Source organism: Aeromonas sp. QDB31, from assembly GCF_027707605.1.
Classification (GTDB): domain Bacteria; phylum Pseudomonadota; class Gammaproteobacteria; order Enterobacterales; family Aeromonadaceae; genus Aeromonas; species Aeromonas media.
Genome location: NZ_JAPCIX010000033.1, coordinates 1 through 25,583 on the forward strand (window position 1 = coordinate 1; position 25,583 = coordinate 25,583).

The 25,583-nt window shown below is 58.8% G+C and carries 32 protein-coding genes and 2 pseudogenes; 19 read left to right on the forward strand and 15 right to left on the reverse strand.

Features of this window, described 5'->3' with window-relative positions:
* The first annotated feature begins 312 nt into the window (after positions 1-312).
* Positions 313-477 (forward strand): hypothetical protein, encoded by a 165-nt coding sequence (locus PG898_RS19810; protein WP_153302083.1) that lies wholly within the window; start codon positions 313-315, stop codon positions 475-477.
* A gap of 3 nt (positions 478-480) precedes the next feature.
* Here the strand turns inward: PG898_RS19810 and PG898_RS19815 are convergent, their stop codons facing one another.
* Positions 481-1,410, reverse strand: coding sequence for a recombinase family protein (locus PG898_RS19815; RefSeq protein WP_003150544.1), 930 nt, complete (start codon positions 1,408-1,410; stop codon positions 481-483).
* Between the two features lie 201 nt (positions 1,411-1,611).
* On the opposite strand from PG898_RS19815, the gene PG898_RS19820 reads away from it, so the two are divergent.
* From PG898_RS19820 to PG898_RS19830, 3 genes are read left to right on the forward strand one after another with little or no spacing between them, the layout of a single operon-like run.
* On the forward strand, positions 1,612-1,851 hold the full coding sequence (locus PG898_RS19820) for a ribbon-helix-helix domain-containing protein (RefSeq protein ID WP_003089107.1): 240 nt from the start codon (positions 1,612-1,614) through the stop codon (positions 1,849-1,851).
* Positions 1,851-2,261, forward strand: coding sequence for a putative toxin-antitoxin system toxin component, PIN family (locus PG898_RS19825; protein WP_003150546.1), 411 nt, complete (start codon positions 1,851-1,853; stop codon positions 2,259-2,261). The genes PG898_RS19820 and PG898_RS19825 overlap by 1 nt, the downstream gene beginning before the upstream one ends.
* A gap of 3 nt (positions 2,262-2,264) precedes the next feature.
* A complete protein-coding gene (locus PG898_RS19830) occupies positions 2,265-5,258 on the forward strand; it encodes a Tn3 family transposase (RefSeq protein WP_033995769.1) in 2,994 nt (997 codons plus the stop codon).
* 12 nt (positions 5,259-5,270) lie between these two features.
* Here PG898_RS19830 and PG898_RS19835 read toward each other — a convergent pair whose 3' ends face one another.
* From PG898_RS19835 to PG898_RS19850, 4 genes are all read right to left on the reverse strand, one after another.
* Positions 5,271-5,483 (reverse strand): GDCCVxC domain-containing (seleno)protein, encoded by a 213-nt coding sequence (locus PG898_RS19835; RefSeq protein WP_003089113.1) that lies wholly within the window; start codon positions 5,481-5,483, stop codon positions 5,271-5,273.
* A gap of 7 nt (positions 5,484-5,490) precedes the next feature.
* Entirely contained in the window at positions 5,491-5,766 is a 276-nt protein-coding gene (gene merP / locus PG898_RS19840) for a mercury resistance system periplasmic binding protein MerP (RefSeq protein ID WP_003150552.1), read from the reverse strand.
* 12 nt (positions 5,767-5,778) lie between these two features.
* Positions 5,779-5,994, reverse strand: coding sequence for a mercuric transporter MerT family protein (locus PG898_RS19845; protein ID WP_225865360.1), 216 nt, complete (start codon positions 5,992-5,994; stop codon positions 5,779-5,781).
* A 251-nt stretch (positions 5,995-6,245) separates the two neighbouring features.
* Entirely contained in the window at positions 6,246-6,422 is a 177-nt protein-coding gene (locus PG898_RS19850) for a mercuric transporter MerT family protein (RefSeq protein ID WP_224873767.1), read from the reverse strand.
* A 74-nt stretch (positions 6,423-6,496) separates the two neighbouring features.
* On the opposite strand from PG898_RS19850, the gene merR reads away from it, so the two are divergent.
* From merR to PG898_RS19870, 4 genes are all read left to right on the forward strand, one after another.
* On the forward strand, positions 6,497-6,895 hold the full coding sequence (gene merR / locus PG898_RS19855) for an Hg(II)-responsive transcriptional regulator (RefSeq protein ID WP_003089120.1): 399 nt from the start codon (positions 6,497-6,499) through the stop codon (positions 6,893-6,895).
* Positions 6,896-7,001: 106 nt separating this feature from the next.
* Positions 7,002-7,163 (forward strand): hypothetical protein, encoded by a 162-nt coding sequence (locus tag PG898_RS19860; RefSeq protein ID WP_198046902.1) that lies wholly within the window; start codon positions 7,002-7,004, stop codon positions 7,161-7,163.
* 305 nt (positions 7,164-7,468) lie between these two features.
* Entirely contained in the window at positions 7,469-8,380 is a 912-nt protein-coding gene (locus PG898_RS19865; protein WP_033996289.1) for a DNA-binding protein, read from the forward strand.
* 385 nt (positions 8,381-8,765) lie between these two features.
* A complete protein-coding gene (locus tag PG898_RS19870) occupies positions 8,766-9,593 on the forward strand; it encodes a 3'-5' exonuclease (protein WP_011270172.1) in 828 nt (275 codons plus the stop codon).
* A gap of 24 nt (positions 9,594-9,617) precedes the next feature.
* Here PG898_RS19870 and PG898_RS19875 read toward each other — a convergent pair whose 3' ends face one another.
* Genes PG898_RS19875 through PG898_RS19890 form a run of 4 tightly spaced genes read right to left on the reverse strand, consistent with a single transcriptional unit; the run spans position 9,618 to position 12,032 of the window.
* Positions 9,618-10,340, reverse strand: a complete 723-nt coding sequence (locus PG898_RS19875; protein WP_015060216.1) for a hypothetical protein — start codon at positions 10,338-10,340, stop codon at positions 9,618-9,620.
* Complete coding sequence (locus PG898_RS19880) at positions 10,337-10,987, reverse strand: DUF6753 family protein (RefSeq protein ID WP_015060217.1); 651 nt, start codon at positions 10,985-10,987, stop codon at positions 10,337-10,339. Before PG898_RS19880 ends, PG898_RS19875 begins: the two co-directional genes overlap by 4 nt.
* A complete protein-coding gene (locus tag PG898_RS19885; RefSeq protein ID WP_015060218.1) occupies positions 10,980-11,663 on the reverse strand; it encodes a nucleotide-binding protein in 684 nt (227 codons plus the stop codon). Before PG898_RS19885 ends, PG898_RS19880 begins: the two co-directional genes overlap by 8 nt.
* A 12-nt stretch (positions 11,664-11,675) precedes the next feature.
* Complete coding sequence (locus tag PG898_RS19890) at positions 11,676-12,032, reverse strand: hypothetical protein (protein WP_058656681.1); 357 nt, start codon at positions 12,030-12,032, stop codon at positions 11,676-11,678.
* Between the two features lie 309 nt (positions 12,033-12,341).
* Between PG898_RS19890 and PG898_RS19895 the strand changes: the two genes are divergently transcribed.
* The 10 genes and pseudogenes from PG898_RS19895 to PG898_RS19945 form a co-directional block, all read left to right on the forward strand.
* A complete protein-coding gene (locus tag PG898_RS19895) occupies positions 12,342-12,662 on the forward strand; it encodes a plasmid mobilization protein (protein WP_021029055.1) in 321 nt (106 codons plus the stop codon).
* The gene (gene traI, locus PG898_RS19900; protein ID WP_033996285.1) at positions 12,643-15,315 is read left to right on the forward strand and encodes a TraI/MobA(P) family conjugative relaxase; all 2,673 of its coding nucleotides are present in this window, start codon (positions 12,643-12,645) and stop codon (positions 15,313-15,315) included. The genes PG898_RS19895 and traI overlap by 20 nt, the downstream gene beginning before the upstream one ends.
* A 41-nt stretch (positions 15,316-15,356) precedes the next feature.
* A complete protein-coding gene (locus PG898_RS19905) occupies positions 15,357-15,635 on the forward strand; it encodes a BrnT family toxin (protein WP_015060221.1) in 279 nt (92 codons plus the stop codon).
* Positions 15,595-15,915 (forward strand): BrnA antitoxin family protein, encoded by a 321-nt coding sequence (locus PG898_RS19910; protein WP_045286807.1) that lies wholly within the window; start codon positions 15,595-15,597, stop codon positions 15,913-15,915. Before PG898_RS19905 ends, PG898_RS19910 begins: the two co-directional genes overlap by 41 nt.
* The gene (locus PG898_RS19915) at positions 15,912-16,334 is read left to right on the forward strand and encodes an antitoxin MazE-like protein (RefSeq protein ID WP_015060223.1); all 423 of its coding nucleotides are present in this window, start codon (positions 15,912-15,914) and stop codon (positions 16,332-16,334) included. The genes PG898_RS19910 and PG898_RS19915 overlap by 4 nt, the downstream gene beginning before the upstream one ends.
* A gap of 663 nt (positions 16,335-16,997) precedes the next feature.
* Positions 16,998-17,558, forward strand: a complete 561-nt coding sequence (locus PG898_RS19920; RefSeq protein ID WP_014343471.1) for a replication protein — start codon at positions 16,998-17,000, stop codon at positions 17,556-17,558.
* 533 nt (positions 17,559-18,091) lie between these two features.
* The gene (locus PG898_RS19925) at positions 18,092-18,370 is read left to right on the forward strand and encodes a hypothetical protein (RefSeq protein WP_013213990.1); all 279 of its coding nucleotides are present in this window, start codon (positions 18,092-18,094) and stop codon (positions 18,368-18,370) included.
* Positions 18,371-18,480: 110 nt separating this feature from the next.
* Positions 18,481-18,906: an antirestriction protein gene (locus tag PG898_RS19930; RefSeq protein ID WP_013213989.1), complete on the forward strand. Its 426-nt coding sequence runs from the start codon at positions 18,481-18,483 to the stop codon at positions 18,904-18,906.
* A gap of 127 nt (positions 18,907-19,033) precedes the next feature.
* The gene (locus PG898_RS19935) at positions 19,034-19,189 is read left to right on the forward strand and encodes a hypothetical protein (RefSeq protein ID WP_013213988.1); all 156 of its coding nucleotides are present in this window, start codon (positions 19,034-19,036) and stop codon (positions 19,187-19,189) included.
* 463 nt (positions 19,190-19,652) lie between these two features.
* Positions 19,653-20,423, forward strand: a pseudogene (locus PG898_RS19945) (IS1182-like element ISKpn6 family transposase); the annotation flags it as partial.
* Between the two features lie 239 nt (positions 20,424-20,662).
* On the opposite strand, the gene PG898_RS19950 reads toward PG898_RS19945, so the two are convergent.
* Positions 20,663-20,935, reverse strand: a complete 273-nt coding sequence (locus tag PG898_RS19950; RefSeq protein ID WP_139743096.1) for a hypothetical protein — start codon at positions 20,933-20,935, stop codon at positions 20,663-20,665.
* A gap of 20 nt (positions 20,936-20,955) precedes the next feature.
* Positions 20,956-21,339: a hypothetical protein gene (locus tag PG898_RS19955; protein WP_139743097.1), complete on the reverse strand. Its 384-nt coding sequence runs from the start codon at positions 21,337-21,339 to the stop codon at positions 20,956-20,958.
* A gap of 85 nt (positions 21,340-21,424) precedes the next feature.
* On the opposite strand from PG898_RS19955, the pseudogene PG898_RS19960 reads away from it, so the two are divergent.
* Positions 21,425-21,517: pseudogene (locus PG898_RS19960) on the forward strand (transposase); the annotation flags it as partial.
* A gap of 249 nt (positions 21,518-21,766) precedes the next feature.
* On the opposite strand, the gene PG898_RS19965 reads toward PG898_RS19960, so the two are convergent.
* From PG898_RS19965 to PG898_RS19980, 4 genes are all read right to left on the reverse strand, one after another.
* On the reverse strand, positions 21,767-22,648 hold the full coding sequence (locus PG898_RS19965; RefSeq protein ID WP_004199234.1) for a carbapenem-hydrolyzing class A beta-lactamase KPC-2: 882 nt from the start codon (positions 22,646-22,648) through the stop codon (positions 21,767-21,769).
* A 221-nt stretch (positions 22,649-22,869) separates the two neighbouring features.
* Positions 22,870-23,520, reverse strand: a complete 651-nt coding sequence (gene bla, locus PG898_RS19970) for a class A beta-lactamase (RefSeq protein ID WP_045286946.1) — start codon at positions 23,518-23,520, stop codon at positions 22,870-22,872.
* Positions 23,521-23,594: 74 nt separating this feature from the next.
* Positions 23,595-24,575, reverse strand: coding sequence for an IS481-like element ISKpn27 family transposase (locus tag PG898_RS19975; RefSeq protein ID WP_013213985.1), 981 nt, complete (start codon positions 24,573-24,575; stop codon positions 23,595-23,597).
* Positions 24,576-24,697: 122 nt separating this feature from the next.
* Entirely contained in the window at positions 24,698-25,255 is a 558-nt protein-coding gene (locus PG898_RS19980; protein ID WP_001217881.1) for a recombinase family protein, read from the reverse strand.
* Positions 25,256-25,583 lie beyond the last annotated feature (328 nt).

Consider the following 25,583-nt stretch of genomic DNA (forward strand, 5'->3'; position numbering starts at 1 on the left):
TGAATGGGTTCATGTGCAGCTCCATCAGCAAAAGGGGATGATAAGTTTATCACCACCGACTATTTGCAACAGTGCCCGTATTACTAATGGCGAAGCCTACGCCCGGCGCGTAGCGCCTGCCTTTGAGTAGCGCCTGCCTTTGAGTAGCGCCTGCCTTTGAGTAGCGCCTGCCTTTGAGTAGCGCCTGCCTTTGAGTAGCGCCTGCCTTTGAGTAGCGCCTGCCTTTGAGTAGCGCCTGCCTTTGAGTAGCGCCTGCCTTTGAGTAGCGCCTGAACGGCGCGGCCCCCTCGTCCAGTTCATCGGGTGGCTGTCATGAGTCGCGCCCGTCGATCCTTTCCGCCCGCGCTGCTGGATTCGTTGCGGGCAATGACGGTGCAGGAAACGCTAGACCGGCTGGGCCTGTACTGGAAACGTGAACCTGGCTTTGTGCCGGTGAAGGAGGGGTTTGGGGAGCAATGGAACCAAAAACCAACGTAAGCCCTACCAACGCTTTTCGGTGTCTTCTTCCCAGGCGCCCATCTCGACAAAACAGTTGCGCATGTCGGCCTCCTGGCTGATCTCGGTCAGCAGGTCATGCACGCTCTTGTCCAGCTCATCGTCGCTCCGATACGGAATGGTCAACTCATAGTGGCCGGCATCCAGCCGCTTCATGCCATAGGGCTCCAGGCAGTAGCGCTCAATGTTCTCCGTGGCCCGCTTCCGGCCGCGCACGAACTTGCTGTTATTCACCACCGCGAGGCGCAGGGTGACGGTGGCCACCCGCTCGGCGGCGGGCGGCTCTGCCGGCGACGCGGCCGAAGGCTGCTGGTCGCGTGACCTGGCGCTCTTCTGGTACGCGCCGATCTCGACACCACGGTGGCGCAGGTAGCTGTACAGCGTGCTCTTGGAGATGTGCAGCTTCTCGCCGATCGCGCTGACGCTCAGGCGACCTTCGCGGTAGAGGGTTTCGGCCGCCATGGCGGTGGCCTCAGCCTTGGCTGGCAGGCCCTTGGGACGGCCACCGATCCGGCCACGCGCCCGTGCGGCCGACAGACCCGCCTGAGTCCGCTCGCGGATCAGCTCGCGCTCGAACTCCGCCAGCGAGGCGAACAGGTTGAACACCAGGCGGCCTTGGGCGTGGGTGGTGTCGATGGGGTCATTCAGGCTCTGTAAGCCGACCTTGCGCTCTGCCAGCTCGCCGACCAACTCGACCAGGTGCTTGAGGGAACGCCCAAGGCGATCCAGCTTCCAGATCACCACGGCATCACCCGGCCGCACGTTGGCCAGCAGTTTGTCCAACTCCGGCCGGGCGCTTTTCGCGCCGCTGGCGATGTCTTGGTAGATGCGTTCGCACCCGGCCTGTTTCAGGGCATCGACTTGTAGGTCGGCTTTCTGATCCCGAGTGCTCACTCGCGCATAACCGATCTTCATCAAAAGTACTGTTTACTCGACTACGTTAGTAATAGTTGAACTTTGATTAAGCGTACCAGTTATTTGAACCGTAGCGCGGGGAGCTTAACGAACCGAGCCATTCCTCGATAGAGTTCGGCAAAACCTTCGTTTTGTCGAACCATTGCATCGCCCTTTGTGATTGGCGTATAAACACACAAACACCTATTAGCGGAGAACGCTATGAATACCATTCGCTGGAATGTCGCCGTCTCGGCCGACACCGACCAGTCGCTTCGGATGTTTCTGGCCAGCCAGGGCGGCGGCCGTAAGGGCGACCTGTCGCGCTTCATCGAAGAAGCGGTACGGGCACACATCCTGGAGCTGAGCGCTGAGCAGGCCAAGGCCGCTAACGCCCATCTGAGTGAGGCAGAATTGACCAACGCGGTTGACGAAGCGCTCGACTGGGCACGTAAGCGCTGATGCGGGTCGTGTTGGATACCAACATCCTGTTCAGCGCCCTGATCTCGCCACATGGCGCGCCCGATGCGATCTACCGTGCCTGGCGGGCGGCGCGTTTCGAGGTGGTGACCTCGCGGATGCAACTCGATGAAATTCGTCGAGCCAGCCGCTATCCCAAGCTTCAGGCCATCCTACAGCCCGCCAAGGTGGGCGCCATGATCAATAACCTGCAACGGGCTGTGGTACTGGAGCGCCTGACCATCGAGGTCGAAGCCGATGATCCGGATGACTCGTTTTTGCTGGCCATGGCCTTGGCGGGCGATGCGGACTACCTGGTAACCGGTGATCGCCGCGCCGGCCTGCTGCAACGCGGGCACATCGAACGCACGCGGATCGTCACGCCCGCCGTGTTCTGCGTCGAGGTGCTGTGATCAATGCCGGTCGGTTTTCTGACTCAAGAGCAACGCGACGGTTTTGGCCGCTATGTTGATTCGCCCAGCCGTGAAGAGCTGGAACGTTACTTCCACCTGAGCGATGAAGACCGTGAAGCCATCCAGGTGCTGCGGGGTAACCATAACCGTCTGGGTTATGCCGTTCTGCTGACCACCGTCCGCTTCGTTGGCGTTCTGCCGGACAAGCCCGCCGCCGTGCCGGTGGAAGTCCTGCAGGTGCTTTGCCGACAACTGGCGATTCCAGACCCCGACTGCCTCCAGCGCTATAGCGATCATCGCCGCTGGATACATGCCACCGATATTCAGAACCGCTTTGGCTATCGTCATTTCACCGATCCGGGCATCGGCTTTCGCTTGAGCCGCTGGCTGTATGCCCTCTGCTGGACGGGCACCGACCGGCCGGGAGTGCTGTTTGAGCGAGCCACCTCGTGGCTGTTCACACAGAAAGTCCTCCTGCCTGGTGTGTCTCAACTAGAGCGCTTTATCGCCCAGTTGCGCAGTCGGGTCGAAGAACGCCTCTGGTTTACGCTGGGCCGCAGCGTGACTGAGGAACAGCGATTGCAACTGCAAGACTTGCTGACGGTGGCCGAAGGCAACCGCAGCTCCCGGCTGGATCAATTGCGCTCCGGCCCGGTCATGGTCAGTGGCCCCGCGTTGATTCGGGCACTGCGCCGGCTCGATGACGTGCGCGGCATCGGCATCACCTTGCCGGCGGCGGCGCACATCCCTCCCAGCCGTATCGCCGCCCTGGCCCGCTTCGCCAACACGGCCAAGGTCACCGCGATTAATCGGCTGCCGGCGTCGCGGCGGATGGCGACACTGGTGGCCTTCGCACTCTGCCTGGAGGCGACTGCGCACGACGACGCACTGGAAGTCCTGGAGGCCTTGCTGCGCGACCTGTTCAGCAACGCGGAGAAGGCCGACAAGAAAGCCCGCATGCGCAGCCTGAAAGACCTGGATCGGTCGGCCGCGACGCTCGCCGCCGCGTGCAAGGTCGTGCTGGACAGCTCGATCAGCGATGACAACGTGCGCGCCCGGCTGTTCAACGACCTGCCGAGGACCACCCTGGAAAAGGCCCTGGAAGAGGTCAACGCGCTGATCCGCCCGGTAGATGACGTCTATTTTCTTGCATTGGAAGCGCGCTACCGCAGCGTGCGCCGCTTCCTGCCCGACCTGCTCAAGCACATCCGCTTCGGCTTCAGCCCGGCCGGCAAGGGCGTGGCGGCTAGTCTGGAGTGGCTGCAACTGAACCTGCCGCGCCGGAAGCCAGAGGATGACGCGCCGCAGGAGATCGTGGCCAAGGCTTGGCAGAAGCACATCACCCGCGAAGATGGCTCCCTCGACATGGGTGCCTATGTGTTCTGCACGCTCGATGCGCTGCGCACGGCCCTGCGCCGCCACGATGTCTTCGTCTCGCCCAGTTGGCGCTATGCCGACCCGCGTCTTGGCCTGCTCGACGGTGCCGAATGGCTGGCGGCGCGACCGATCATCTGCCGGTCACTGGGCCTGACCATCGACGCCAAAACCACCCTGGACGCCTTGTCCGTCGAGCTGGATGCAACCTGGCTGGCAGTAGCCGCGCGCCTGCCCGACAACCCGGCGATTCAACTGAGCGAGAACACCGAGGGCAAGACCGAACTGTCGCTCGGGGCGCTGGACAAGCTGGACGAGCCCTGCTCGTTGCTGCAACTGCGGGCGGCCGTGTCTGACCTGATGCCGCGTGTCGATCTGCCGGAAATCCTCTTGGAAATCGCCGCCCGCACTGGCTTTTCCGAGGCCTTCACCCATGTCTCCGAACGCAATGCACGCGCCGACAACCTGGTCACCAGCCTCTGCGCGGTGCTGTTGGGCGGGGCCTGCAACACCGGCCTGGAGCCCTTGATCCGCACCGACAACCCGGCGCTGCGCCGTGACCGGCTGTCCTGGGTCAGCCAGAATTATATCCGCGACGACACCCTGTCAGCGGCTAACGCCATCCTGGTCGGAGCGCAAAGCCAACTGGAACTGGCCCAAGTCTGGGGTGGCGGCGAGGTCGCCTCCGCCGATGGCATGCGCTTCGTCGTACCGGTGCGCACCGTGCATGCCGGCCCCAATCCGAAGTATTTCGGCACCGGCCGGGGTGTCACCTGGTACAACCTGATTTCCGACCAATTCTCCGGCCTCAACGCCATCACCGTGCCCGGCACGCTGCGCGACAGCCTGGTGTTGCTGGCGGTCGTGCTGGAACAGCAGACCGAGTTGCAGCCGACGCAAATCATGACCGACACCGGGGCCTACAGCGATGTGGTGTTCGGGCTCTTCCGCCTACTTGGCTACCACTTCAGTCCGCGGCTGGCCGATGTCGGCGGTACCCGCTTCTGGCGCACGCGCCCGGACGCGGACTACGGCAAGCTCAACGGGCTGGCCCGCCAGTCGGTCAAACTCGACCTGATCGCCGAGCACTGGGACGACCTGCTGCGCCTGGCCGGCTCGCTCAAACTCGGCCGGGTGCCGGCGACTGGCATCATGCGCACGCTGCAAACGGGAGATAGACCCACCCGGCTGGCCCAGGCGCTGGCCGAATTCGGGCGGATCGAAAAGACTCTGCACACGTTGACCTATATCGACGACGAGTCCAAGCGCCGCGCCACCCTGACCCAGTTGAACCGAGGCGAAGGCCGGCACAGCCTGGCCCGCGCCGTGTTCCACGGCAAACGCGGCGAGCTCCGCCAGCGCTACCGCGAAGGCCAGGAAGACCAGCTCGGTGCTCTGGGCCTGGTGGTGAACATCATCGTGCTGTGGAACACCCTCTACATGACGGCGGCCGTGGAACGGCTCAAGCAGCACGGCTATCCAGTGCTGGAAGAGGATTTGGCCCGGCTATCGCCGCTGATCTACGAGCACATCAACATGCTCGGGCGGTATTCCTTTGCGGTACCGGAAGAAGTTGCGCGCGGCGAGCTGCGGCCACTGCGTAATCCAGACGACGACCTGTGATCCCCCTAAACGCTATGAGCAACACCCAAGCTGCTGCTGGATCGGCGGGCACTTCACCGAGCCGAACGAACAGAAAACGCAGCAATCCCCTGGGTTGGGGCGCAGCAGCGCCTTGCAGTTGCTGCACTCGTAATAGAACTGGCAGGCGTCCGTGGGCATGGTTTCCGGCTTGGCGAAGCCGCAGCGCGGGCAAGTCAGCACGGACTCAAGGACAATGGCGCTCATCGTGACCTCACTTCTGCACTGTGGAGGGGTATCCCGCGTTCGCGGTCGCCTCAGTCAGTGCCTCGGGCTGGGCCTTATCGGGATCGTAGGTGACGGTCGCCGTCTTCTGGTCGAAATTGACCTGGACGTCACTCACGCCGGACACCTTCTCCAGCGACTTCTTGACCGTGATCGGACAGAGTCCGCACGTCATGTTCTGCACGTCGAGCGTGACGGTTTTCGGGGGAGCCGCCAGCGCCACGAAGGGCAAGGCGAAAAGCACGGCGATCAGCAGTTTGCGCATGGTTAATCTCCTTCAGTAGAACAGCGGGGCGAGCCACGGCACGGCCAATAGGCCGAGCAGCAGCACGCTGACGATCCAGAACACGAGTCGCTGTCGCACGAGCGTGCGCGGATCGGCGCAGGGTGTACCTGGCGTACAAACCTGTGGCACCAGGTAGAGCTTGCGGAATGCCAATCCCAGGAACAGTAGAGTCAACCCGATGAAGAGGGGGCGTAGTGGCTCCATCATGGGGTCACCTCAGAAAACGGAAAAAATCGTACGGTAAGCCGCTGGCATGGTCTAGCTTCTCGCAAACGATCGTTTTTGAGAGGCTTCAATGAGAATCAGATCCGCGCTAGTGCTGGTATGGCATGTTGCTTTCTCGAAAACCACTCTCATATTGCACGGCTGAAACAGCCGAGTTTCGAGAACCACGAAAATGCTGTTTCTAGGGGTTGGCAGCTTGCGCAAAGCCGCGCAGTTGCTGGGTATCGGATCTCTTAACGTGCTTTAATTTCCGAATTCTGAAGCGACCCCATCATGGTCAGAGCGCCCACCCACGTACCGCCGACACCGAGTGCCAACAGCACCAGTGGCCCGACACAGCACACCGACGCACCGATGGCGGTCAGCGAACTCGCGACCAGCGAGCCTTTCCCGGTGAGTTGCATCCCCATTCCCATCTCCTGAGCCTGATTGCCTAGGTGCTATTCTAAACTCCGTACCAAAGTACGGAATCAAGGAGAAAGTGATGGCCACAGAGCTGACCATTGGCAAGCTGGCAGACGCCGCCGGGGTGAACGTCGAGACGATCCGCTACTACCAGCGACGCGGGCTGCTGGATGAACCAGCCAAACCCTTGGGTGGCCATCGGCGCTATCCGGTGGACATGGTGAAGCGACTGCGTTTCATCAAGCGGGCTCAGGCGCTGGGTTTCACGCTCTCGGAAGTCGGTGGACTGCTGACGCTGGATGAGTCGTGCGCCTGTGCCGAAACGCGAGCACGGGCTGCACGCAAGCTCGCGTTGATCGAGCAGAAGATGGCCGACTTGGTCGTCATGCAGCAACTGTTAGGCGAACTGGTGCAGCAATGTGATGCGGGAGACGGCGGAACGATCTGCCCGATCATCGAGGCACTGATCAGAGAGTAATGCCTGGCGGGTGAGCTGGAGATCGGAAAGCCCCTTTACGGTGGGATTCAGAGCTTACGTTGGTTTTTGGTTCCATTGCTCCCCAAACCCCAAGGACAAAGCTACGGTGCGGCTGAATGTGTCCATTGGTGGCGGCGGTGTTGAGCTACTGGCGACCGGGCCGAAGTGGTACGACACGCGGAAAGAGCAGGGCGGCGGTGCCATCGACCTGACCATGCACCTGTTCAGATTGTCATTTGTGGATGCGGTCAAACGGCTGTCGCCTTGATCGTGTTTGCAAGATGCCCCCGGCAGGGCCGCCGGAGGCCACTCGCCGCCGTGAGGCTCTGGGGGCAGGGTAGCGGTCTTCGCCCTTCGTCCTGCCCCCTTTCTTACCCTCTCAAAACGCGCTGTAGGCCCGTTTCTGGCCGACAACGAGCCGAAGGCGAGGCGTCAGCACGGTGTTTCACCAAAAACGAGCAGCCGACCGGGCAGCGGTACGTTACGAAAACCGCTCGCATATCGTATCTGTATTGCGTATCATATCTGTATTGGTACGATTTACGCTGATATGGTACGAAAGGAGCAACGATCATGGCACGTCAGGGCATCACTTTTGAGCAGGTCGCCGCCGTCGCTGATGCGCTGGCAGGCGAGGGTCAGCAGCCGACCATCCGGGCGGTGCGGGAGAAGCTGGGCGACACCGGCAGCCCGAACACTATTCACAAGCACTTGACCGCGTGGCGCGAGGCCCGCCCGGTGGCCGCAGCCGCTGCGCCGGAACTGCCGCAGGCGCTGACCGCTGCCATTGCCGCCGAGATCGAGCGGGCCGCATCGCGGGCACGCGGCGAGATCGAGGGCCGTCTGGTGCAGGCGCAGGCGGAGGCCGCCGAACTGGCCGCCGCTGGCGAGGTGCTGGAAGGCGAACGCGACGAGCTGGCCGAGCAGGTGGCCGTGCTGACCACTGAGCGCGACACGCTGGCAGGCAAAGCCGCCCAGCAGGCCGCCGACTTGGCCGAGGCGCAGCAGCGCATCGAGCGCGAGCAGCAGGCGGCAGAGTCTGCCCGGCTGGAGGTGGCAACCGCCCGGCACAAGATCGAGGCGCAGGCCGAGCGCGTGAGCGAGCAGGCCGCCGAGCTTGAGCGCCTACGCGCCGCACTGGCCGAGGCACAGCAGGGCCGCACCGCCACCGAACAACAGGCCGCCGTGCTGGCCGCCAAGCTGGAGGCGTGCGCCGACCGTGTGAGCCGCGCAGAGGCCCGCGCCGAGCAGATCGAGCAGCAGGCCGCCAAGGCTGCACAGGCCCACGACACCGCCCGCGCCGCAGCAGCGCAGGAAACCCGGCAGACGCAGGCCGAGCGTGACGAGGCTCGCAAGGTGGCAGCAGAGGCCCGCGAGCAGGCCGCACGACTTACCGGGCAGCTTGAGGCGCTGCAACGGCAGCAGGACAAAGCCGAGGCCGCCGAGAAGGCCACGAAGGCACCGAAAGGGAAGGGGGGCGAGTGATGCCAAGCGCCGCAGAATTTCAGGCGCTGTCCGATGAGTTGCGGCAGCTTGGGGCGGTGATCGTGCAGGCTGCGAACCTGGGCGATCAGGAGCTTGCATTGTGGGCCGTGGGGGCGCTGTCATCCGCAGCCGCCCGGCCTGCATGGTGGGCGAGAGAGGCCGCAGACAGCGAAGCTGTGGGATGCAAATAAAGTCCCATCCTAAGCTACGCCAATTTTCAGGACTGTTTTGAAAGACTCAGGCTTGGCAGGCGGGTAAAGTGTCATTCTGAAAGGATCGCGTGGCATTGGGCGCGGCCTGAATCGTGAAAATAAAGTCTCATACTTTCGAGCGTCTGAATCGTCGCCCACTACCGCCGGGACTGAGACACCAACAAGGGGGGCGTATGCCCAAAACCCGAAAACACCTCACCCCGACCGAAGCAGAGGCCAAGGGGCTTCTATGCCGTAAGCACCTCAAGGAACGCCTCCGCCTCATGCCGGGACTAAACACCAAGCCCGCTGGCAGTGTCTGGCAAGGTCAGGGGGCTTATGATGTGTACAACCCAGCCGAGTGCGTGCCGTGGCGCTGGATGCCTGGGCGTGCCCAAGTCCGTCGCCAGCACGTCGCAGCGCAGGCAAAAGACCTGATCGCCGCAGGCTGCATTGTGCTCGACACCGAAACCACCGGCCTCGGTGATGACGCCGAGATTTGCGAGATAACCATACTCGACGTGACCGGCGCACCGATCCTCGACACGCTGGTACGCCCGACCCGGCCAATCCCGGTCGAGGCGACAGCGATTCACAAAATCACCGACGCCATGGTGGCCAGTGCGCCGAGCTGGCCCGAGGTGGCCGAGCAGTACGCCGCCGCCGTTGCTGGCCGAACCGTCGTTGCCTACAACGTCGCTTTTGATGCGCGCTTGCTGCGGCAGACCTATCAGATACACGGAATCACCGCGCCAGTGTTGACGACCGCTTGCGCGATGCTGATGTATGCCGAGTGGCATGGAGAGTACGACCGGAGCCGCGACCGCTGGCGATGGTTGAAGCTGATCGAGGCTGCGACCGACTGCGGCGTGGCAGAAGACGGCGCACACCGCGCCCTTGCCGACGCCCGCATGACGCTGGGTGTGCTGCGATACTTGCAGCGCCGCACGAACGGACGGCGACCGGCAGGGCCGAAAGTGGCCACCGTCCCGCAGGAGGCTTTGCCCTCTGTTTTAGGATGAAACTCTATTTCAAAGAATGAGACTTTATTTGTACGGATGAATCTTTATTCGCATCCCACACATGGCTTCTAACCACGCTTCGTGCATCCAGAATGGGGCTATTTTTCCGTGCTGAAGTGTGCAAAGCGGATTGAGCACCCGGCGTGGGTTCTTCCATGTCTCGACGGAGAGCAACAGGCCGTCCGCATGGACGGAAAAGACTGGTAGTGCTTTCGGCTGGCCCTTCTTCTTGCCTTGCGTTTCGGTTGGCTTGAGGTCGTCCCAAACGCCTTGCACGGTTTTGTTCAGTTCGTCGATGAAGCGTTCCGGCATGGTTTTCAAGAGTTCGGCAGTGATTGCGTTCGCGTCCTCAAATTGCTTTCTTGCTTCGGCTTCCTTTTTCCGTCGTTTTTGCCGCTCCTGTTCGTATTCGTCTAAGGTTTGCCTGTGTCTGCGCTGTGCTTCAGCTTCCGCTTCTTCAGCTTGCCTTCGTGCTTCCTCTTTGGCTTTCTGTCGGCGTGCTTCACCCTCTGCTGTGAGTGCTGGTTTTACCAGTTCGCCAGACTTGGCCTCGATGGTGATCGAAAGCGGTTCGCCGCGATGGTCTACCAGATCGAAAGGCAGACCATCCGCATCGAATGCCGTGAGGTAAAGATTGGCCCCATAGACCTTGTGCCCCGGCCTCACAGCTTCGTATTTTTCTGCTGCTGCGTGCAGTGCTTCCGCTAGGCGTTCTGCCGTGATTTCTCCTTTGATCTTGATTCTCATGGCAACCTCCATCCGTAGGTGCCATCCGATGCGGGCTTGACGTAGCACACGCCTTTTTCGACGTACCACCCCGGCCTATCGCACTTCGCCAAGCTGGCGAGGCTTCCCGTTTGAGCGAAGCGGTAGGCCAAGCGCCCCTCTGGCGTGTTGGCCCATGCCGCCGCCGCTTTCTCGTCCTTGGCTTCGGTGTATCCCGCGCCGTATCCGGCGCCGTATCCGGCCTGATAGCCCGAATCCTTGCCGCTGCTGTGCATGTACCAGCCGAACAGGCCGACGCACAGGAAGGCCACGGCGATGCAGCCCGCCGCCCACTGCCACATCTGCTTTGCTGATGTGTTGTGCGCGACCTCTTGCGCTGCTGCTGCTACCGCTTGCGCCAAATCCGCCTTGGCTGCTTCCGCTGATGCTTTCACGGTTGCATCCGCCGTTACCTTGAAATTGACCAAGGTATCTTTGGCTGCTTGTGCTATCGCTTGCGGGAACTTCTCATACTGGCCTTGGTAGTGTTGCAAGGCCATGAGCACCAGCCACAGCGCATCATTGTTTTTCAGGCCGAGTGCATCCCGAACCCGGTAAAGACTTTGCCGCTCCGCGTCACTAGGTTGCCTGCCGAGCAGCTTTGCAAAGCTGTCGTCTAGGTCACTCATGGACTACGGCCTCCAATACCTTTTTGGCCTCGTTGCGCCACCGCGTAAGCTCCGCACGGTTGCCAATGGGCAATTCCTTGAGTGCTACCGCAATGCTCATGCGCTTGCTGTAAATGTCATCGCTCACACGGTCGGCCATGTCCGGGAATGTCACCGATTTCCCGCCGCGTTCCTCTACCGCCGTGCGCAGCTTGGAGCCGTTGTAAAGCTCGAACTTATTTTCTTCCCCGAAGTGTCCATTGCGTACCACATGAACATCCGCATTCGGAATTGCGTCCATGTATTCCTTGAGCAGTTCGAGGCTATCCCGTTGGCGGTTAATCACCCACAGCGTGACCAGCTTCCGCTTGAGTTCTTCAAGCGTGCTATTCAGTGTTTCACCGTAGGCGCTCACGCCCTTGTTATTCCGTGCTGCCGTGTTGATTACCACGACGCTATCCGGCTTGCTATCGCACAAGTTCACTAGCTGAATCCATCCGTCCGCCTCATCCAGATTGATAAGCTCCGTTTCCGTGCTTTCTTTATAGGCTTTCCATACGTCCGGGTTAGAGGTGTCAGACTCAATCAGCAAGACGCTTTCGCCGCGCTCTTGCAGGTAATCAACCGTTGCCATCGTGACAAGCGACTTGCCAACGCCGCCCTTGCTGCCACCGATCAGGTAAATGCTTTTCGCCATGTTGCTTACTCCTTAAATGTCGTCGCTGTCAGGTTTCGGGGTGAATGTCGCCTTTGATGTATCCGCAGGCTTCTTGACGGCGGGGCGGGGGCGGGGTGTGTCTCCCGGTGCGTGCACCGGAGCTTTTTTCGCTGGCTTTGCTCTCTGCAAGTAGCTCTTGAGTGTTGGAGTTGCGATGCTCAGACCTTCACCGCGCAGCGTCTCGGAAATCTGGTCAAGCGTGTATCCACGCTTTTGCAACAAGGCGATTTCCTTCGAGAGTATGCGCACGGCATCTTGCTTGCTGTGCTCTTGCTTCTTTTTCTCGACTGGCGGCATCTCTCGCAGCTTTGCAGCGATAGCCTCTAGCTGTTCTGTCGTATGCTTCATCGTGCTAACTCCTTTGCTTACTTGTTGCGGAGTTGACAGCATAGCGCCATTTGTGCTTGTTGCAAAGTGCGTCCCGTGCACCTAAACTGCTGATACGATAGTAGAGCGGATGAGCAATACAGGATGACCGTTGTAACACACATGGCTTCGCCACGTGGTTCCAACGGACGCCTGCCCATTCGGCGCTTCGCTTCTCACGGTCTGGCTTATCCTGCAAGGGGTATCCCCTTGACCCCGGACAGTGCGGCGCTCTCGCTTCTTACTGTCCAAGACACACCCCGCCCCCCGCCCCGGCGAGAAGGAGACACGATGCCATTTGAAACGCAGGGGCCGGAACCGCTGGACGCCGTTATCAATGTACGGCTGACCGCAGCGGAGAAGGCCCGCTTGAAAGAGGATGCCGACCTTGCCGGGTTGAGCATGTCCGAGCTTGTCCGCCGCCGCTACTTCGGCAGGCCGATCATTGCCAACGCTGACGCTGTGATGCTCAAGGAGCTGCGGCGCATCGGTGGATTGCTCAAGCACATCCACAACGAAAGCGGAGGCATTTACAACAAGGACACAGCCGGGGCACTTGTGGCCCTGAAAGCCTACATCGGGAAACTGAGCCGTGATCGTCAAGAAGGTTAAGAACCCGCAGAAGGCAGCAAGCAAGGCGGTTCGCGTTTCTCGCCTAACCGACTACATCCGCGAGCCGGAGCGTGAGAACTCGCAGGAGAAGTGCATCCATGCCGGGGCGCGTGGATTCATCACCGATGAACCACAGAGCCAGACGGCAGAAATGATTGCCTTGTCACAAGAGGCAGTGCGAAGCAAGGACACGATCAATCACTATGTCCTGAGTTGGCGAGAAGGCGAGCAGCCCAGCCCGGAGCAGGTCGAAGAAGCGGTAAGCATTTTCATGGATGAGCTAGGTGTTAAAGACCATCAAGCCATCTATGGTTTGCACGCCGACACGGACAACTTGCACCTGCACCTTGCCATCAACCGCGTGCATCCTGAAACGCTCAAGGTGGTGAAGATCAATAACGGCTTCGACATTGAGGCAGCGCACAAGGCGATAGCACGAATCGAGAACGCACAAGGCTGGCAGCGTGAGCAGAACGGGCGTTATCAGGTGTTGGAGAATGGTGAGTTAGGCCGGGAGCACATCGACAAGGACAAGCCGCGCCAGCCAGCCCAGCCGAAGCGCGACATGGAAAACCGCACCGGGGAGAAATCCGCCGAACGCATCGCCATTGAGGACGGCGCACCGATCATCAAAAAGGCGCAGACGTGGGAGCAGTTGCACCGCGAGTTAGCAGCCAAGGGGATGCGCTACGAGAAAACAGGCAGCGGGGCGACGCTCTTTGTCGGTGATGTTGGCGTGAAGGCCAGCAGCGCAGACCGGGACGCGAGCCTATCCAAGTTACAAAAGCGACTCGGAGCTTACCAGCCGCCGCCGCAGCGTCAGCAGGTAGCACAGCGCGAGCCAGAGCCGATCAAGCCAGACGTGCCGGGATGGAAGGATTACATCACCGGGCGCAAGGCGCACTACGCGGAAAAGAACGCGGCCAAGCTGGCACTGGACAAGCGGCAGGAGCAGGAGCGCAAGCAGATTGCCGAGCAGCAGAAAGCCCGCCGCGATGAACTCATGCGCGGCAACTGGAAGGGTAAGGGCGAAGTGCTCAACGCCATGCGCAGCGTGATTGCCGCCGAGCAGGCCGCAGAGAAAGCAGCCTTGAAAGAGAAGCACCAGAAGCAGCGCGAGCAGCACCGGCAGCAGTTCCGGCCCTATCCCGACCTGGAGCAGTGGCAGCGGATGCAGAAAAGCCCGGAGCTTGCCGAGCAGTGGCGGCACCGCGCCAGCGAGCCGCAGCGCATCGAGGGCGCGAGCGGCGAGCCGCCGACGCCGCGAGACATCCGCGCCTATCAGCCTGAAATCGTGGGCCAGCAGGTGCATTACAGCCGGAAGGAAGAAGCGGGGGCGGGCGGGGGTGTGTCTTTCGTGGACAAGGGAAAAAGCATCGATATTCACGACTGGCGCAACCGGGACAGCACGCTTGCCGCCTTGCAGCTATCGGCGCAGAAGTGGGGCAGCTTCACCGTAACCGGGAACGACGAATACAAGGCCATGTGCGCGAAGTTAGCAGCAGAGCACGGTTTCAAGATCACGAATCCTGAGCTTCAGGAGCGCATCCAGCAGGAGCGGCAGCGGATACAGCAGGAGAGGGCGCAGGCGATGAAATCGGAGCAGCTAAAGCAGTTTGAGCTGTACGCGGAAGCGGTAGGCGCGGAGCGCTACCGGGTAACGTCCATCAAGATGCAGGCAGACGGAAGGAAGCAAACCTTCATCCTCGACAAGAAGGACGGCATCACGCGGGGCTTCACGCCGCAGGAGATCGAGCAGCGCACGCCGGAGATGCTGCGCCTACAGCGCCGGGGCGAAAACCTCTACTACACGCCACTATCGGACAAGAAGCATCACATCCTCATCGACGACATGAACCGGGAGAAGCTGGAGCGGCTTATCCGTGACGGCTACCGGCCCGCCGTTGTGCTGGAATCAAGCCCCGGCAACTATCAGGCCATCATCACCGTGCCGAAGCTGGGGACGGCCCACGACAAGGACGTGGGCAACCGGCTGAGCGATGCCCTGAACCGTGAATACGGCGACCCGAAGCTATCGGGAGCCATCCACCCGCACCGCGCACCCGGCTACGAGAATCGCAAGCCCAAGCACCAGCGCGAGGACGGCAGCTATCCCGAAGTGCGCTTGCTCAAGGCCGAGCGCCGCGAGTGCGTCAAGGCGCTGGCCCTGTCCAGCCAGATCGACGCCGAGTATCAGCGTCAGGCCGCCTTGAAGGCGCAGCAGCCAGAACGCAGCAAAGCCAAGCCCGCCTTGGAGCTTGCAGCGGCCAGCGGCAGCGCGATCGACGCTTACCAGCGGCATTACCGCGACGTGATCAAGCGGCAGCGTGGCGGCGAGGTGGACTTGTCCCGCGTGGATTCCATGATTGCCGTGCGGATGCGCGTTACCGGCCACGATCAAGCCGCCATCGAGGGCGCTATCCGCCAGTGCGCCCCGGCCACCCGGCAGAAGGACGAGGGGCGCGACTGGAACGACTACGCGCAGCGCACCGCCCGCTATGCCTACAGCGCCGCAGGCGACCGGCAAGCCGCCGAGCTTGGGAAGTACCGCCAGCAGTGGGAGAAGCTGGAAGGGCGCGAGCCTGTACGCCAGCAGGAGCAGGCCAAGGCGCAGAAGATCGAGCGCGACAACTCACCCGGCATGAGTCGATAAGACTTGATGTAACTACAAAAAGACGCTACAATAAGAACACAATGGAACTTGAATGGGACGCCGATAAAGCGGCACGAAACCTGAAAAAGCACGGCGTTTCCTTCGAGGATGCCGAGCTTGTTTTTTACGACTCCGGGCGGGTTGAAGCCTACGACGGACGCGAGGACTACGGGGAAGATCGTTGGGCAACGATTGGGCTTGCCTACTCGGCTGTCCTGTATGTGGTCTACACCGTCCGACACGAGGAAACCATCCGCCTTATCTCTGCGAGGAAAGCAAATGCCGACGAAAGAAAGCAATATCGTGAAGCGAACTCTTGACCTCAAGAAGCCGCCACAGTTGAGCGCCGAGCAGAAGGCGCGACTGGATGCCGTGGCCTCGATGCCGGATGAGCAGATCGACTATAGCGATGCACCCTATCTGCCTGATGCTGTCTGGATGAAGGCAGCGGAGCAATTGCCCCACACCAAGAAGCAAATCACGCTGCGCATTGATGCCGAAGTGTTGGAGTTCTTCAAGCACACCGGCAAGCGTTATCAGTCGCGCATGAATGCTGTTTTGCGCTCCTACGTTGAGGCGCACAAGGCGCACGCGAAATGAGCGGCGACGACAAGCAGCTTGAGCTTGAAGCCCTCGCCGCCGTGGGCGAAATGCTCTTGTTCGACCAAGCCAGAGGCAACCCGGAAGAAGCCGCCCGCATCCTGCGATGTGCGCGGCTTTTTGCTCGTTCAGAGGATGCCGCGCAGCGTCTCAGCGAGCTATGCAACGAGGCGGGCAGTGATGCGACTTGGCGCGAAAACATCGTGGAGGAACTGCAAGACCGAGAGGACTTGCAAGCCGCCGAGGCAGCGATGGAAGCCCGCCGACAGGCCCAACTTGTTGCGCAAGCGGATAGTGCCGACACGGCCTTGCAGACCCTAATGGACGAGGTAGCGGCGGACACCTTCGGCAGTCTCGATGAAGGATATGCGGCACAGGCGCAGGCCGAGGCCGTGAAGGCGTGGCAGGGCAGGCAGTGAGCGGCATTTGTTGGTGTTTCATCGTAACCCGGCAAGTGTTCAGCAAACGGTGGTTTGTTGGACAGTTGCCGCAAGGGGCGGTTTTTGTCATTTTCAGAAGACGACTGCACCAGACAACGCGGTTTGAAGGCTGTTGTGCAGTCGTCTATTGAACGAACAGTATCAGGAGTCCGCTGCACGAATGATAACCTCAAGCCGGTTCTGGTCGCGCTGGCGACCGATCAGCCCCTGGATGGGGACGGTAGAGAAAACGGACAAAATCGTACGCTAAGCATGCGGCCTGTCAGGTTGAGGCCATAGAGTTTGACGTTTAGGCGTCAGATAATGCAGAAAGCGGCCCTAGTCTGACGCGATGCCAGTGAGCCGACTGACGCCCAGTTGAGGTATAGCCTAGATTGACATGCGCGATGCAACCCTTAACTTGCTTGCACCTATCGTTTCCATGCTAGCTTTATCGTAACGCTAAGGAAGCTCTGAAAAAGCCCATGTTTCGCGAAATCACCGCTCTGTAACCCGCATGGTTGCTGGGATGCATTTCTCGAGCGGGGGCTTTTTCAGACCTTCCTTAGCTTAGCGTACGATTTTTTCCGAATTCTGCGGTTCCCCCTGGAAGACCTACGCAAGTTGGGCCAGCTCAGAGGTGGAATCAACGAAGGCGAGCGAATGAGGCATCTTTTCTGGCGTCTTAACTTTCTCCTTCTCTCCGGGGCAACAAACAGCGCCCAGATGTACCATGAGGCCGCCGCTCTTTCCTCCGAGCTGGATACTCGTTGGTCTTACCGCTCCAAAGAGCTTATGACGCTCTACAGCAAGGCGAAATCCTATGAGGCTGGGGAACGTGTCGAGTTCGGCGGAAAGTCGTTTGCACCGCTATACACGCCCAAAAACGACACGCTGATCAACCTATTCCAGATCTCACAGCAAGAACAAGAGCAACTGAAGACGATTATCAGCACTGACGAGGCTCAGAAGCGCCGCAGAGAGCGCGATAGACTGCGTGATGAAGAACGTCGCCGCGCCGCTGGCCAGCTTGAGCGTGAAGCCTATGAAGCCAACTCATTGAGCAGGCAAAAGCCCTGGGAAGCTATGGGCATGAGCCGGGCTAAATGGTATCGCCTGGGCAAGCCTTCACCTCAACAAAACAGTGAGACAAGTCCCTCCCCTATTACTAATGGCGAAGCCTCAGCGGTTGCCCTTCAGGCGGCCAGGTGTAAAGCCGTTTAGATGGCTATTTCAAAGTGAGTGAGATTTCGTAACGGATGGCAGCCCTAGAGGCTGCTTTCTTTTGAGGGGTTAGCAGGCGTATAGCCATGCTGGATCTCAGTCTATCACTACCTGCTTAATATTCCACCTTTAGATCCGGCAGCAGTTCGACCAGGTGGCCAACTTACCAGGCACCGGCAGCAGCTCGACCGGGTGGCCAAGTTCAGATCTGGACGCCAGAAGGAAATCAACCAGGTGGCCAACTCACCAGGCACCGGCAGCAGCTCGACCAGGTGGCCAAGTTCAGATCTGGACGCCAGAAGGAAATCAACCAGGTGGCCAACTCACCAGGCATCGGCAGCAGCTCGACCAGGTGGCCCATTTCGTACGTACGAAATCAGGCGACGCTATGCGAAATCTTGGCGGCAATCCCCCGCGACTACGTGATTTTTTTAACGTAGAGCGCGCTTTTTCTTGCCATAGTAGGCCATTTTGGCCTATAATCTTAATTAAGAAGACCGGGCACCCGCCACGGTCAATACCGGAGAACTCCGATGATCCACACAGCTAACCGCACCTTTCACCAACTCTATCGAGAATGGATACGCGAACGCCGCGAGCATATGCACAACGTTTTGACCTGGGAGCGTGATCGTTACGGTGCTCGCCTCGTCGGTCTGTTTTATCGTTACTGCAAGGTGGCCAACCCCTTTCCCCGTTGCACTCTGAATACTCGGATCAACTACCGCGCCCATGCGGTGAATCTGCCAGATTGGCCAGCCCGCAGCCTGGAGCTGAATAAAATGTGGCTCAGTTGGAGAGAAAAAAAGTAGGCCGATTTGGCCTATTTTTTATTGTACCCGCTTGACACAATAGGCCAAAATGGCCTATTATATATCTCAGAAGGCCGGGCACCCGCCACGGTCAATACCGGAGAACTCCGATGATGCAAACAGAACTTAATCCCCTGATCTGCTCCCTGGTCGCCACCCCTCGCCGTATGGCTGCAATGCCCCGCTATGTAGGCCGTTTCTATGTGGTTTTCGAGTCGATGCTTTACCAGCAAATGAAAGGGCTCTGCCGCGAGTATCGCGGGGCTTATTGGCTTATGTGGGAGCTGTCGAACGGCGGCTTTTATATGGCTCCTGGGCGTCGTGATGAAATGCTGAACATCGAGGCCATGAACTACTTTAGTGGCCAAATGAGCGCCGATGCTGCCGGGATTACCGCTTGCCTCTACCTCTATAGCCATCTGTCATTTCACACAGAAGGCGCTGACCAGGAGCGGTTTTCAAGGCTGTATCACAGCTTGCGGGATTGGGCTTGTGAGCATGACGAAAAAGAGGCCATCTTGGCCGCAATAGACTAGCAACAGAAAGCCCCGGTGATGGCCGGGGCTCTTAAAGGAGGTGCATAGGTAGAAAAAGAAATGGTGCCCCTGGTATGGCTGCAACCAATCACAGGGGCTTTCACCGGTCAATTTGAGGATAAACGCGATGAATACGGATATTGTATCACTTGCAAAACACATTGGCGACGCTCTGACGGCCCGCCGCCCCGTTCATATGCCGCGCATGAAGATGCGGGAGCTTGGCTTGCTCTTGATTGAACTGAAGGCGTATCGGGAGGCCGCCGCGACCGTTACCCATTGATAAAAAAGCCCCGGCATTGACCGGGGCTATTTGAGGATTTATCGCATGATTAGACCTGAAACGCTTAGGCCGTTCGCTGAAGATTGGCAGGCTCCAACCGCCGATGAAATCAAAGAGGTGTTGGAGCTGATTAGGCAACGAAAAGGGCTTAGTAAGCCTCTCAGTGGCGTTGATGTCGCTGATCTCGTTGGTTTGCCTGGTGAGAGAGGCAGCGGAAAGGGAACCCGAACCTTCAGGCGTTGGGTGAGCAAAACCAACCCTAGCCCTATTGCTTATGGTGCCTGGTCTATCTTGGCCCACCTGGCAGGTTTCGGGGCTATATGGGACGCTGACCGGGATTGAAACCATGACCGAACATAAGGCCGAACGTGCTCCCTGGGGAGACTTCCCGGCAGTAGTGAGGAACGGCGATCTAAAGGATCTCTCTAAAGAACCTGAATACGAAGCCGCCAAACATGGCGACCACAAGGCGATGAGCTATAAGCGCATGAAGCCGGCCGAGGACGAATTGCATTGCGAGATCAAGGCGCTGCTTGATCGCGCCAAGGCTACCGACGACCAGGAGCGTAACGAGCCGGAGCTGGACATTCCTGCCGAGATTTCTCGCCGCGAGAAGCGCCTGGAGGCGATCCAGGCGGCAAAGGCGCGCCTGGAAGCGCGCCAGCGTGAAGCGGACCAGGCCCGGGGGCGCAGCGAAGACGATGGCCGCCGGCCTCGCCATCCGGATGGCTCGGACAAGGGCGGTGGCTCGTACAAACGCGAGTTTGGTGTGCCGGATGACCGTGATCAGGAAAGCTTCACCGATCCGGACAGCCGGATCATGAAACACGCCGGTGGTGGCTCCGAGCAGAGCTACAACGGGTACACAGCGGTCGATGCCGAGCACCAGATCATCGTGGCGGCGGAGTTGACCAACTGCGCCGCGGACAGTCAGGCGCTGCTGGGCATGCTGGCAGCAGTTCAGGCCAACACCGGAGAAATGCCGGCCCAGACGCTGGCGGATGCGGGATTCCGTAGTGAGGCTGTTCTGGCAAAGGTCGCCGATCACCACGGCGATGTCATCGTTGCCCTCGGCCGCGAGGGACGTGAAGATGCCAAGGTCAATGCCAAGACCCATCCGCATACGGCGGCGATTGCGGCGAAATTGAAAACGGAGCAAGGCGATGCAGCTTACCGCCGGCGCAAGTCGATCGTGGAGGCTCCGAATGGTTGGATCAAGGCGGTGATGGGATTGCTGTGGGATGAAAATAAAGTTTCACCCTATAGATGGACAGATGCCGCCTTTTAGGCGGCATCTTGTTCACATTCACGAGCAAAGTATCATCCTTGTGTCGGGGTGATGGGGTCTCTGGCCAGATCCTGATGAAAATAGAGTTTCATCCTCTCTCAACCTTCGATCACCACAGCCGCAGCATAAAGAACCCCTTTCTGCAACTCTGTAAGCTTTGCCTTAGTCATGGCTTTTTTCCTCTATCAGTTGGCGAGGTACTGCTCGCACTCGCGCACCAGGGCGGCCAGCTGGTCATCAGACCAATCCGGCTTGCTGCGGATCAACAGCATTTGAAAAAACATTCCCTGCGCCTCTTCGTCCAGCTTCGTAGAGAAGGAAAACAGGCTAGGGGCTGGTGCTGCAGGCCGGTAGTAGGAGACAACAGCCTGAGCCAACCAGCGGGCAGATTCGCCCCCTTCCTCAAGGCGCTGGCGGATCTGCTCGGTGGTGAATAGCTGATGATTTTCGTTACTCATGAGTCCGTTTTTCCTCTAACTCAGGCCGCTGCGGCCGGGGTGCTCTTGGTGTACTCGCGCAGACCATCACGGACGGCCTGAATGATGCGGCACAGGTAGGTGTAATCAGGGTTATCGACCATCGGCAAGTCGTACCACCACTCATCCCCTACGACAGCAGTCATCAGCCCTGGATTACTGCAATATGAATTGGTGATCTCAATCCCCTCCGCATCACCCCACAACTCGCGGGCCCGCTCTTTATCAAACTCACCCCACTTTCGACGCTGGATGATATGGCCCCTGACATAGTTGGTCAGCGCCTCCCCCTCGGCCATTACTTCATCCCGGATCGAACTCAGGTTCTTGGCCAGGTAATGGTCATCACAGGAGATAAAGAACGCCTCCACACTGCGGCCGCCCATTGCGCCCCATGGTTAGGGTGAGACTTTATTTTCAAGGATGAAACTCTATTTTCGGGGATGACACTTTATTTTCATCCCACAATTGCGTCAGTTCAGCATGAGGGGCCTGGACAAGGTGCAAGCCGAGTGGAAGCTCGTCTGCATGGCGCTAAATCTGAGGCGAATGGCGTATCTGTGAGGGCGAAGGTTAAATGGGGCGGCTCAAATGCACCCCAGTCGTCATAACACGCCGCGCGCCGCAAGATTGGTATCCTTGGCGCCGACGCCTTGCCAATTGCAGAGAGCGCCGCCGCCATCGTCAGTGCTCTACAGAAAACCGGTCACACGGCTCTGCCGCGCAGACTCCTAGCCTAAATGTGACAGTGGTTGGTAATCCATGCCGCCCGCAAGGGCGGCGGTGGTGGGCCAATAGATGATTTTCAGAGCCTTACTGCCCGTTGACGCCCAATCCCTCGAGCGCGAGTCTAGCCGCAGCGGCGATGACGGCCTCGCTGTGCTTGTCATCCTTGTTAGGCGCCCGGGTGTAGACGGCCAACACAATAGGTGCGCGCCCAGTGGGCCAGACGACGGCATAGTCATTTGCCGTGCCATACACTCCGCAGGTTCCGGTTTTGTCTCCGACTGCCCAGTCTGCCGGCACCGCCGCGCGGATGCGGTGGTTGCCGGTCGTGTTTCCCTTTAGCCAATCAACAAACTGCTGCCGCTGCGGCGCAGCCAGTGCAGAGCCCAGTGTCAGTTTTTGTAAGCTTTCCGTCACGGCGCGCGGCGATGAGGTATCGCGCGCATCGCCTGGGATGGCGGAGTTCAGCTCCAGCTCCCAGCGGTCCAGACGGAACGTGGTATCGCCGATAGAGCGCATGAAGGCCGTCAGCCCGGCCGGGCCGCCCAACTCCTTCAGCAACAAATTGGCGGCGGCGTTATCACTGTATTGCACGGCGGCCGCGGACAGCTCCGCCACCGTCATGCCTGTTGTCAGATATTTTTCCGAGATGGGTGACCACGGAACCAGCGCATTTTTGCCGTAACGGATGGGTGTGTCCAGCAAGCCGGCCTGCTGCTGGCTGCGAGCCAGCACAGCGGCAGCAAGAAAGCCCTTGAATGAGCTGCACAGTGGGAAGCGCTCCTCAGCGCGGTAACTTACAGTTGCGCCTGAGCCGGTATCCATCGCGTACACACCGATGGAGCCGCCAAAGTCCTGTTCGAGTTTAGCGAATGGTTCCGCGACGAGGTTGGTCAGCGCGGTGGCAGAAAAGCCAGCCAGCGGCCATGAGAGACAAGACAGCAGAACTAGACGGCGATACAGTGACATCAACGATATTCCTTGTTTGAAGGTGGAGCTAGGTGTAGCGGCCGGATGTAATCAGGCCGCTACAGCTGGGATTAGGGGTCTGACGCTCAGTGGAACGAAAACTCACGTTAAGGGATTTTGGTCATGAGATTATCAAAAAGGATCTTCACCTAGATCCTTTTAAATTAAAAATGAAGTTTTAAATCAATCTAAAGTATATATGAGTAAACTTGGTCTGACAGTTACCAATGCTTAATCAGTGAGGCACCTATCTCAGCGATCTGTCTATTTCGTTCATCCATAGTTGCCTGACTCCCCGTCGTGTAGATAACTACGATACGGGAGGGCTTACCATCTGGCCCCAGTGCTGCAATGATACCGCGAGACCCACGCTCACCGGCTCCAGATTTATCAGCAATAAACCAGCCAGCCGGAAGGGCCGAGCGCAGAAGTGGTCCTGTAACTTTATCCGCCTCCATCCAGTCTATTAATTGTTGCCGGGAAGCTAGAGTAAGTAGTTCGCCAGTTAATAGTTTGCGCAACGTTGTTGCCATTGCTGCAGGCATCGTGGTGTCACGCTCGTCGTTTGGTATGGCTTCATTCAGCTCCGGTTCCCAACGATCAAGGCGAGTTACATGATCCCCCATGTTGTGCAAAAAAGCGGTTAGCTCCTTCGGTCCTCCGATCGTTGTCAGAAGTAAGTTGGCCGCAGTGTTATCACTCATGGTTATGGCAGCACTGCATAATTCTCTTACTGTCATGCCATCCGTAAGATGCTTTTCTGTGACTGGTGAGTACTCAACCAAGTCATTTTTCAATATTATTGAAGCATTTATCAGGGTTATTGTCTCATGAGCGGATACATATTTGAATGTATTTAGAAAAATAAACAAATAGGGGTTCCGCGCACATTTCCCCGAAAAGTGCCACCTGACGTCTAAGAAACCATTATTATCATGACATTAACCTATATGTCAAGACCCGGCTGGTTATACACGCGTTTCCTGAACAATTCAGGGCGTTTTTCATGCCATTCCTTGAGCGCCTGAACGGGTGTTTTGTGTTGGAGCGCGCGTTGCGGAATGCTGTGGTTGTAGATCTTGACGTAATTGCGCAGCGTCGATTCCAGTTCGGCAGCTGAACCAAAACGGGTCTGGTTGACGATGTCGCTGATACGACCGTTGAAGCGCTCCACCATGCCGTTGGTCTGCGGATGACGAGGCGGGATGAGCCGGTGCTCGATGCCGAGCTGCTTGCACAGGCGGTCGAACACGTGTGTGCCGCTGGGTTCCTTCTTCTTGCCGCCAGCCGTGAAGCGGTCGGTGAACTGGCTGCCGTTGTCGGTCAGAAGCTTGACGATCTTGACGGGACAGGCTTGCTGGACTTTGTTGAGGAAGTCGCCACTGCTGCCATCGGTCTGGTCGGCATAGAGCTCGATGAAGACCCAGCGCGTAGCACGGTCGATGGCAACGAAGAGATAGCGCCTTGCCGTCTCGTCGGGCATCTGCGGCAGGTACTTGATGTCGATGTGCACAAAGCCCGGCTCGTAGTCCTTGAAGGTCTTTTTCGTGGCGGGCGCAGTGCCTTCCTGCTCGACCAGGTTACGTAGATCCGAGACACCGTGGCGGCGCAGGCAACGTCCCAGGCCGGCACGCGAGACGGCTGGATTGATGAACTCGCGCGTGACCGCCAGCAGGTCGTCCGTGGGCAGCAGCAACGTCTTGCGCAGCTCCACCACGATGAGCTCCTGCTCGGGCGTGAGCGTCGTGTACATCTTGTTCGGCGCATGCGACTTGTCTTCAGGAGACTCGCGGTTTTGCCACTTTCGGATGGTTTGGCGGGTGACGTTGTACATCCTGGCCAGTTCGGCCTGCGGGAGCGTCGAGTTCCTGATTTCCTCACGGATCAGGTGGGTAGTACGGGCTTGGCTGTGCAGTGCCTGGGTCATCGAGTTGCCAGTGAAGAGTCGGATTGGAACAGTGTACGCAAAACGTGTCTGGCCTTGAAGAGCGGCCAGCTACGCATGGGTACATGATCCCACGAGTCCAGACACCTATAAAAATAGGCGTATCACGAGGCCCTTTCGTCTTCAAGAATTTTATAAACCGTGGAGCGGGCAATACTGAGCTGATGAGCAATTTCCGTTGCACCAGTGCCCTTCTGATGAAGCGTCAGCACGACGTTCCTGTCCACGGTACGCCTGCGGCCAAATTTGATTCCTTTCAGCTTTGCTTCCTGTCGGCCCTCATTCGTGCGCTCTAGGATCCTCCGGCGTTCAGCTTGTGCCACAGCCGACAGGATGGTGACCACCATTTGCCCCATATCACCGTCGGTACTGATCCCGTCGTCAATAAACCGAACCGCGACACCCTGAGCATCAAACTCTTTTATCAGTTGGATCATGTCGGCGGTGTCGCGGCCAAGACGGTCGAGCTTCTTCACCAGAATGACATCACCTTCCTCCACCTTCATCCTCAGCAAATCCAGCCCTTCCCGATCTGTTGAACTGCCGGATGCCTTGTCGGTAAAGATGCGGTTAGCTTTTACCCCTGCATCTTTGAGCGCTCTGATCTGAATATCGAGGGACTGCTGGCTGGTTGAGACCCGCGCATAACCAAAAATTCGCATAAAATGTACCTTAAATCGAATATCAGACACGATGTGTCTATTATGCCAAAATGACGATTTAATGGACACTCAAACGAAGCCGTTTTACTATGTCTGATAATTTATAACATTTCGGACGGTTGCAAAAATGTTACTAAATGCCCGTCAGGCAGGGAGGCCGATATGCCCGTTGACTTTCTGACCACTGAGCAGACTGAAAGCTATGGCAGATTCACCGGTGAACCGGATGAGCTTCAGCTGGCACGATATTTGGCACTGTTGCAAAGTTAGCGATGAGGCAGCCTTTTGTCTTATTCAAAGGCCTTACATTTCAAAAACTCTGCTTACC

What these genes read in the sequence shown, in the direction of transcription:
- PG898_RS19925 (WP_013213990.1), top strand. Translation starts at nt 18,092, where the DNA reads ATGATCCACACAGCTAACCGCACCTTTCACCAACTCTATCGAGAATGG.
- PG898_RS19910 (WP_045286807.1), top strand. Translation starts at nt 15,595, where the DNA reads ATGCCGACGAAAGAAAGCAATATCGTGAAGCGAACTCTTGACCTCAAG.
- merR (WP_003089120.1), top strand. Translation starts at nt 6,497, where the DNA reads ATGGCCACAGAGCTGACCATTGGCAAGCTGGCAGACGCCGCCGGGGTG.
- PG898_RS19820 (WP_003089107.1), top strand. Translation starts at nt 1,612, where the DNA reads ATGAATACCATTCGCTGGAATGTCGCCGTCTCGGCCGACACCGACCAG.
- PG898_RS19870 (WP_011270172.1), top strand. Translation starts at nt 8,766, where the DNA reads ATGCCCAAAACCCGAAAACACCTCACCCCGACCGAAGCAGAGGCCAAG.
- PG898_RS19975 (WP_013213985.1), bottom strand. Translation starts at nt 24,575, where the DNA reads ATGACCCAGGCACTGCACAGCCAAGCCCGTACTACCCACCTGATCCGT.
- PG898_RS19980 (WP_001217881.1), bottom strand. Translation starts at nt 25,255, where the DNA reads ATGCGAATTTTTGGTTATGCGCGGGTCTCAACCAGCCAGCAGTCCCTC.
- PG898_RS19810 (WP_153302083.1), top strand. Translation starts at nt 313, where the DNA reads ATGAGTCGCGCCCGTCGATCCTTTCCGCCCGCGCTGCTGGATTCGTTG.
- PG898_RS19930 (WP_013213989.1), top strand. Translation starts at nt 18,481, where the DNA reads ATGATGCAAACAGAACTTAATCCCCTGATCTGCTCCCTGGTCGCCACC.
- PG898_RS19875 (WP_015060216.1), bottom strand. Translation starts at nt 10,340, where the DNA reads ATGAGAATCAAGATCAAAGGAGAAATCACGGCAGAACGCCTAGCGGAA.
- PG898_RS19835 (WP_003089113.1), bottom strand. Translation starts at nt 5,483, where the DNA reads ATGAGCGCCATTGTCCTTGAGTCCGTGCTGACTTGCCCGCGCTGCGGC.
- PG898_RS19890 (WP_058656681.1), bottom strand. Translation starts at nt 12,032, where the DNA reads ATGAAGCATACGACAGAACAGCTAGAGGCTATCGCTGCAAAGCTGCGA.
- PG898_RS19865 (WP_033996289.1), top strand. Translation starts at nt 7,469, where the DNA reads ATGGCACGTCAGGGCATCACTTTTGAGCAGGTCGCCGCCGTCGCTGAT.
- PG898_RS19950 (WP_139743096.1), bottom strand. Translation starts at nt 20,935, where the DNA reads ATGAGTAACGAAAATCATCAGCTATTCACCACCGAGCAGATCCGCCAG.
- PG898_RS19880 (WP_015060217.1), bottom strand. Translation starts at nt 10,987, where the DNA reads ATGAGTGACCTAGACGACAGCTTTGCAAAGCTGCTCGGCAGGCAACCT.
- PG898_RS19885 (WP_015060218.1), bottom strand. Translation starts at nt 11,663, where the DNA reads ATGGCGAAAAGCATTTACCTGATCGGTGGCAGCAAGGGCGGCGTTGGC.
- PG898_RS19915 (WP_015060223.1), top strand. Translation starts at nt 15,912, where the DNA reads ATGAGCGGCGACGACAAGCAGCTTGAGCTTGAAGCCCTCGCCGCCGTG.
- PG898_RS19850 (WP_224873767.1), bottom strand. Translation starts at nt 6,422, where the DNA reads ATGGGGATGCAACTCACCGGGAAAGGCTCGCTGGTCGCGAGTTCGCTG.
- merP (WP_003150552.1), bottom strand. Translation starts at nt 5,766, where the DNA reads ATGCGCAAACTGCTGATCGCCGTGCTTTTCGCCTTGCCCTTCGTGGCG.
- PG898_RS19830 (WP_033995769.1), top strand. Translation starts at nt 2,265, where the DNA reads ATGCCGGTCGGTTTTCTGACTCAAGAGCAACGCGACGGTTTTGGCCGC.
- PG898_RS19815 (WP_003150544.1), bottom strand. Translation starts at nt 1,410, where the DNA reads ATGAAGATCGGTTATGCGCGAGTGAGCACTCGGGATCAGAAAGCCGAC.
- PG898_RS19965 (WP_004199234.1), bottom strand. Translation starts at nt 22,648, where the DNA reads ATGTCACTGTATCGCCGTCTAGTTCTGCTGTCTTGTCTCTCATGGCCG.
- PG898_RS19905 (WP_015060221.1), top strand. Translation starts at nt 15,357, where the DNA reads ATGGAACTTGAATGGGACGCCGATAAAGCGGCACGAAACCTGAAAAAG.
- PG898_RS19845 (WP_225865360.1), bottom strand. Translation starts at nt 5,994, where the DNA reads ATGATGGAGCCACTACGCCCCCTCTTCATCGGGTTGACTCTACTGTTC.
- PG898_RS19825 (WP_003150546.1), top strand. Translation starts at nt 1,851, where the DNA reads ATGCGGGTCGTGTTGGATACCAACATCCTGTTCAGCGCCCTGATCTCG.
- PG898_RS19920 (WP_014343471.1), top strand. Translation starts at nt 16,998, where the DNA reads ATGAGGCATCTTTTCTGGCGTCTTAACTTTCTCCTTCTCTCCGGGGCA.
- PG898_RS19895 (WP_021029055.1), top strand. Translation starts at nt 12,342, where the DNA reads ATGCCATTTGAAACGCAGGGGCCGGAACCGCTGGACGCCGTTATCAAT.
- PG898_RS19935 (WP_013213988.1), top strand. Translation starts at nt 19,034, where the DNA reads ATGAATACGGATATTGTATCACTTGCAAAACACATTGGCGACGCTCTG.
- PG898_RS19955 (WP_139743097.1), bottom strand. Translation starts at nt 21,339, where the DNA reads ATGGGCGGCCGCAGTGTGGAGGCGTTCTTTATCTCCTGTGATGACCAT.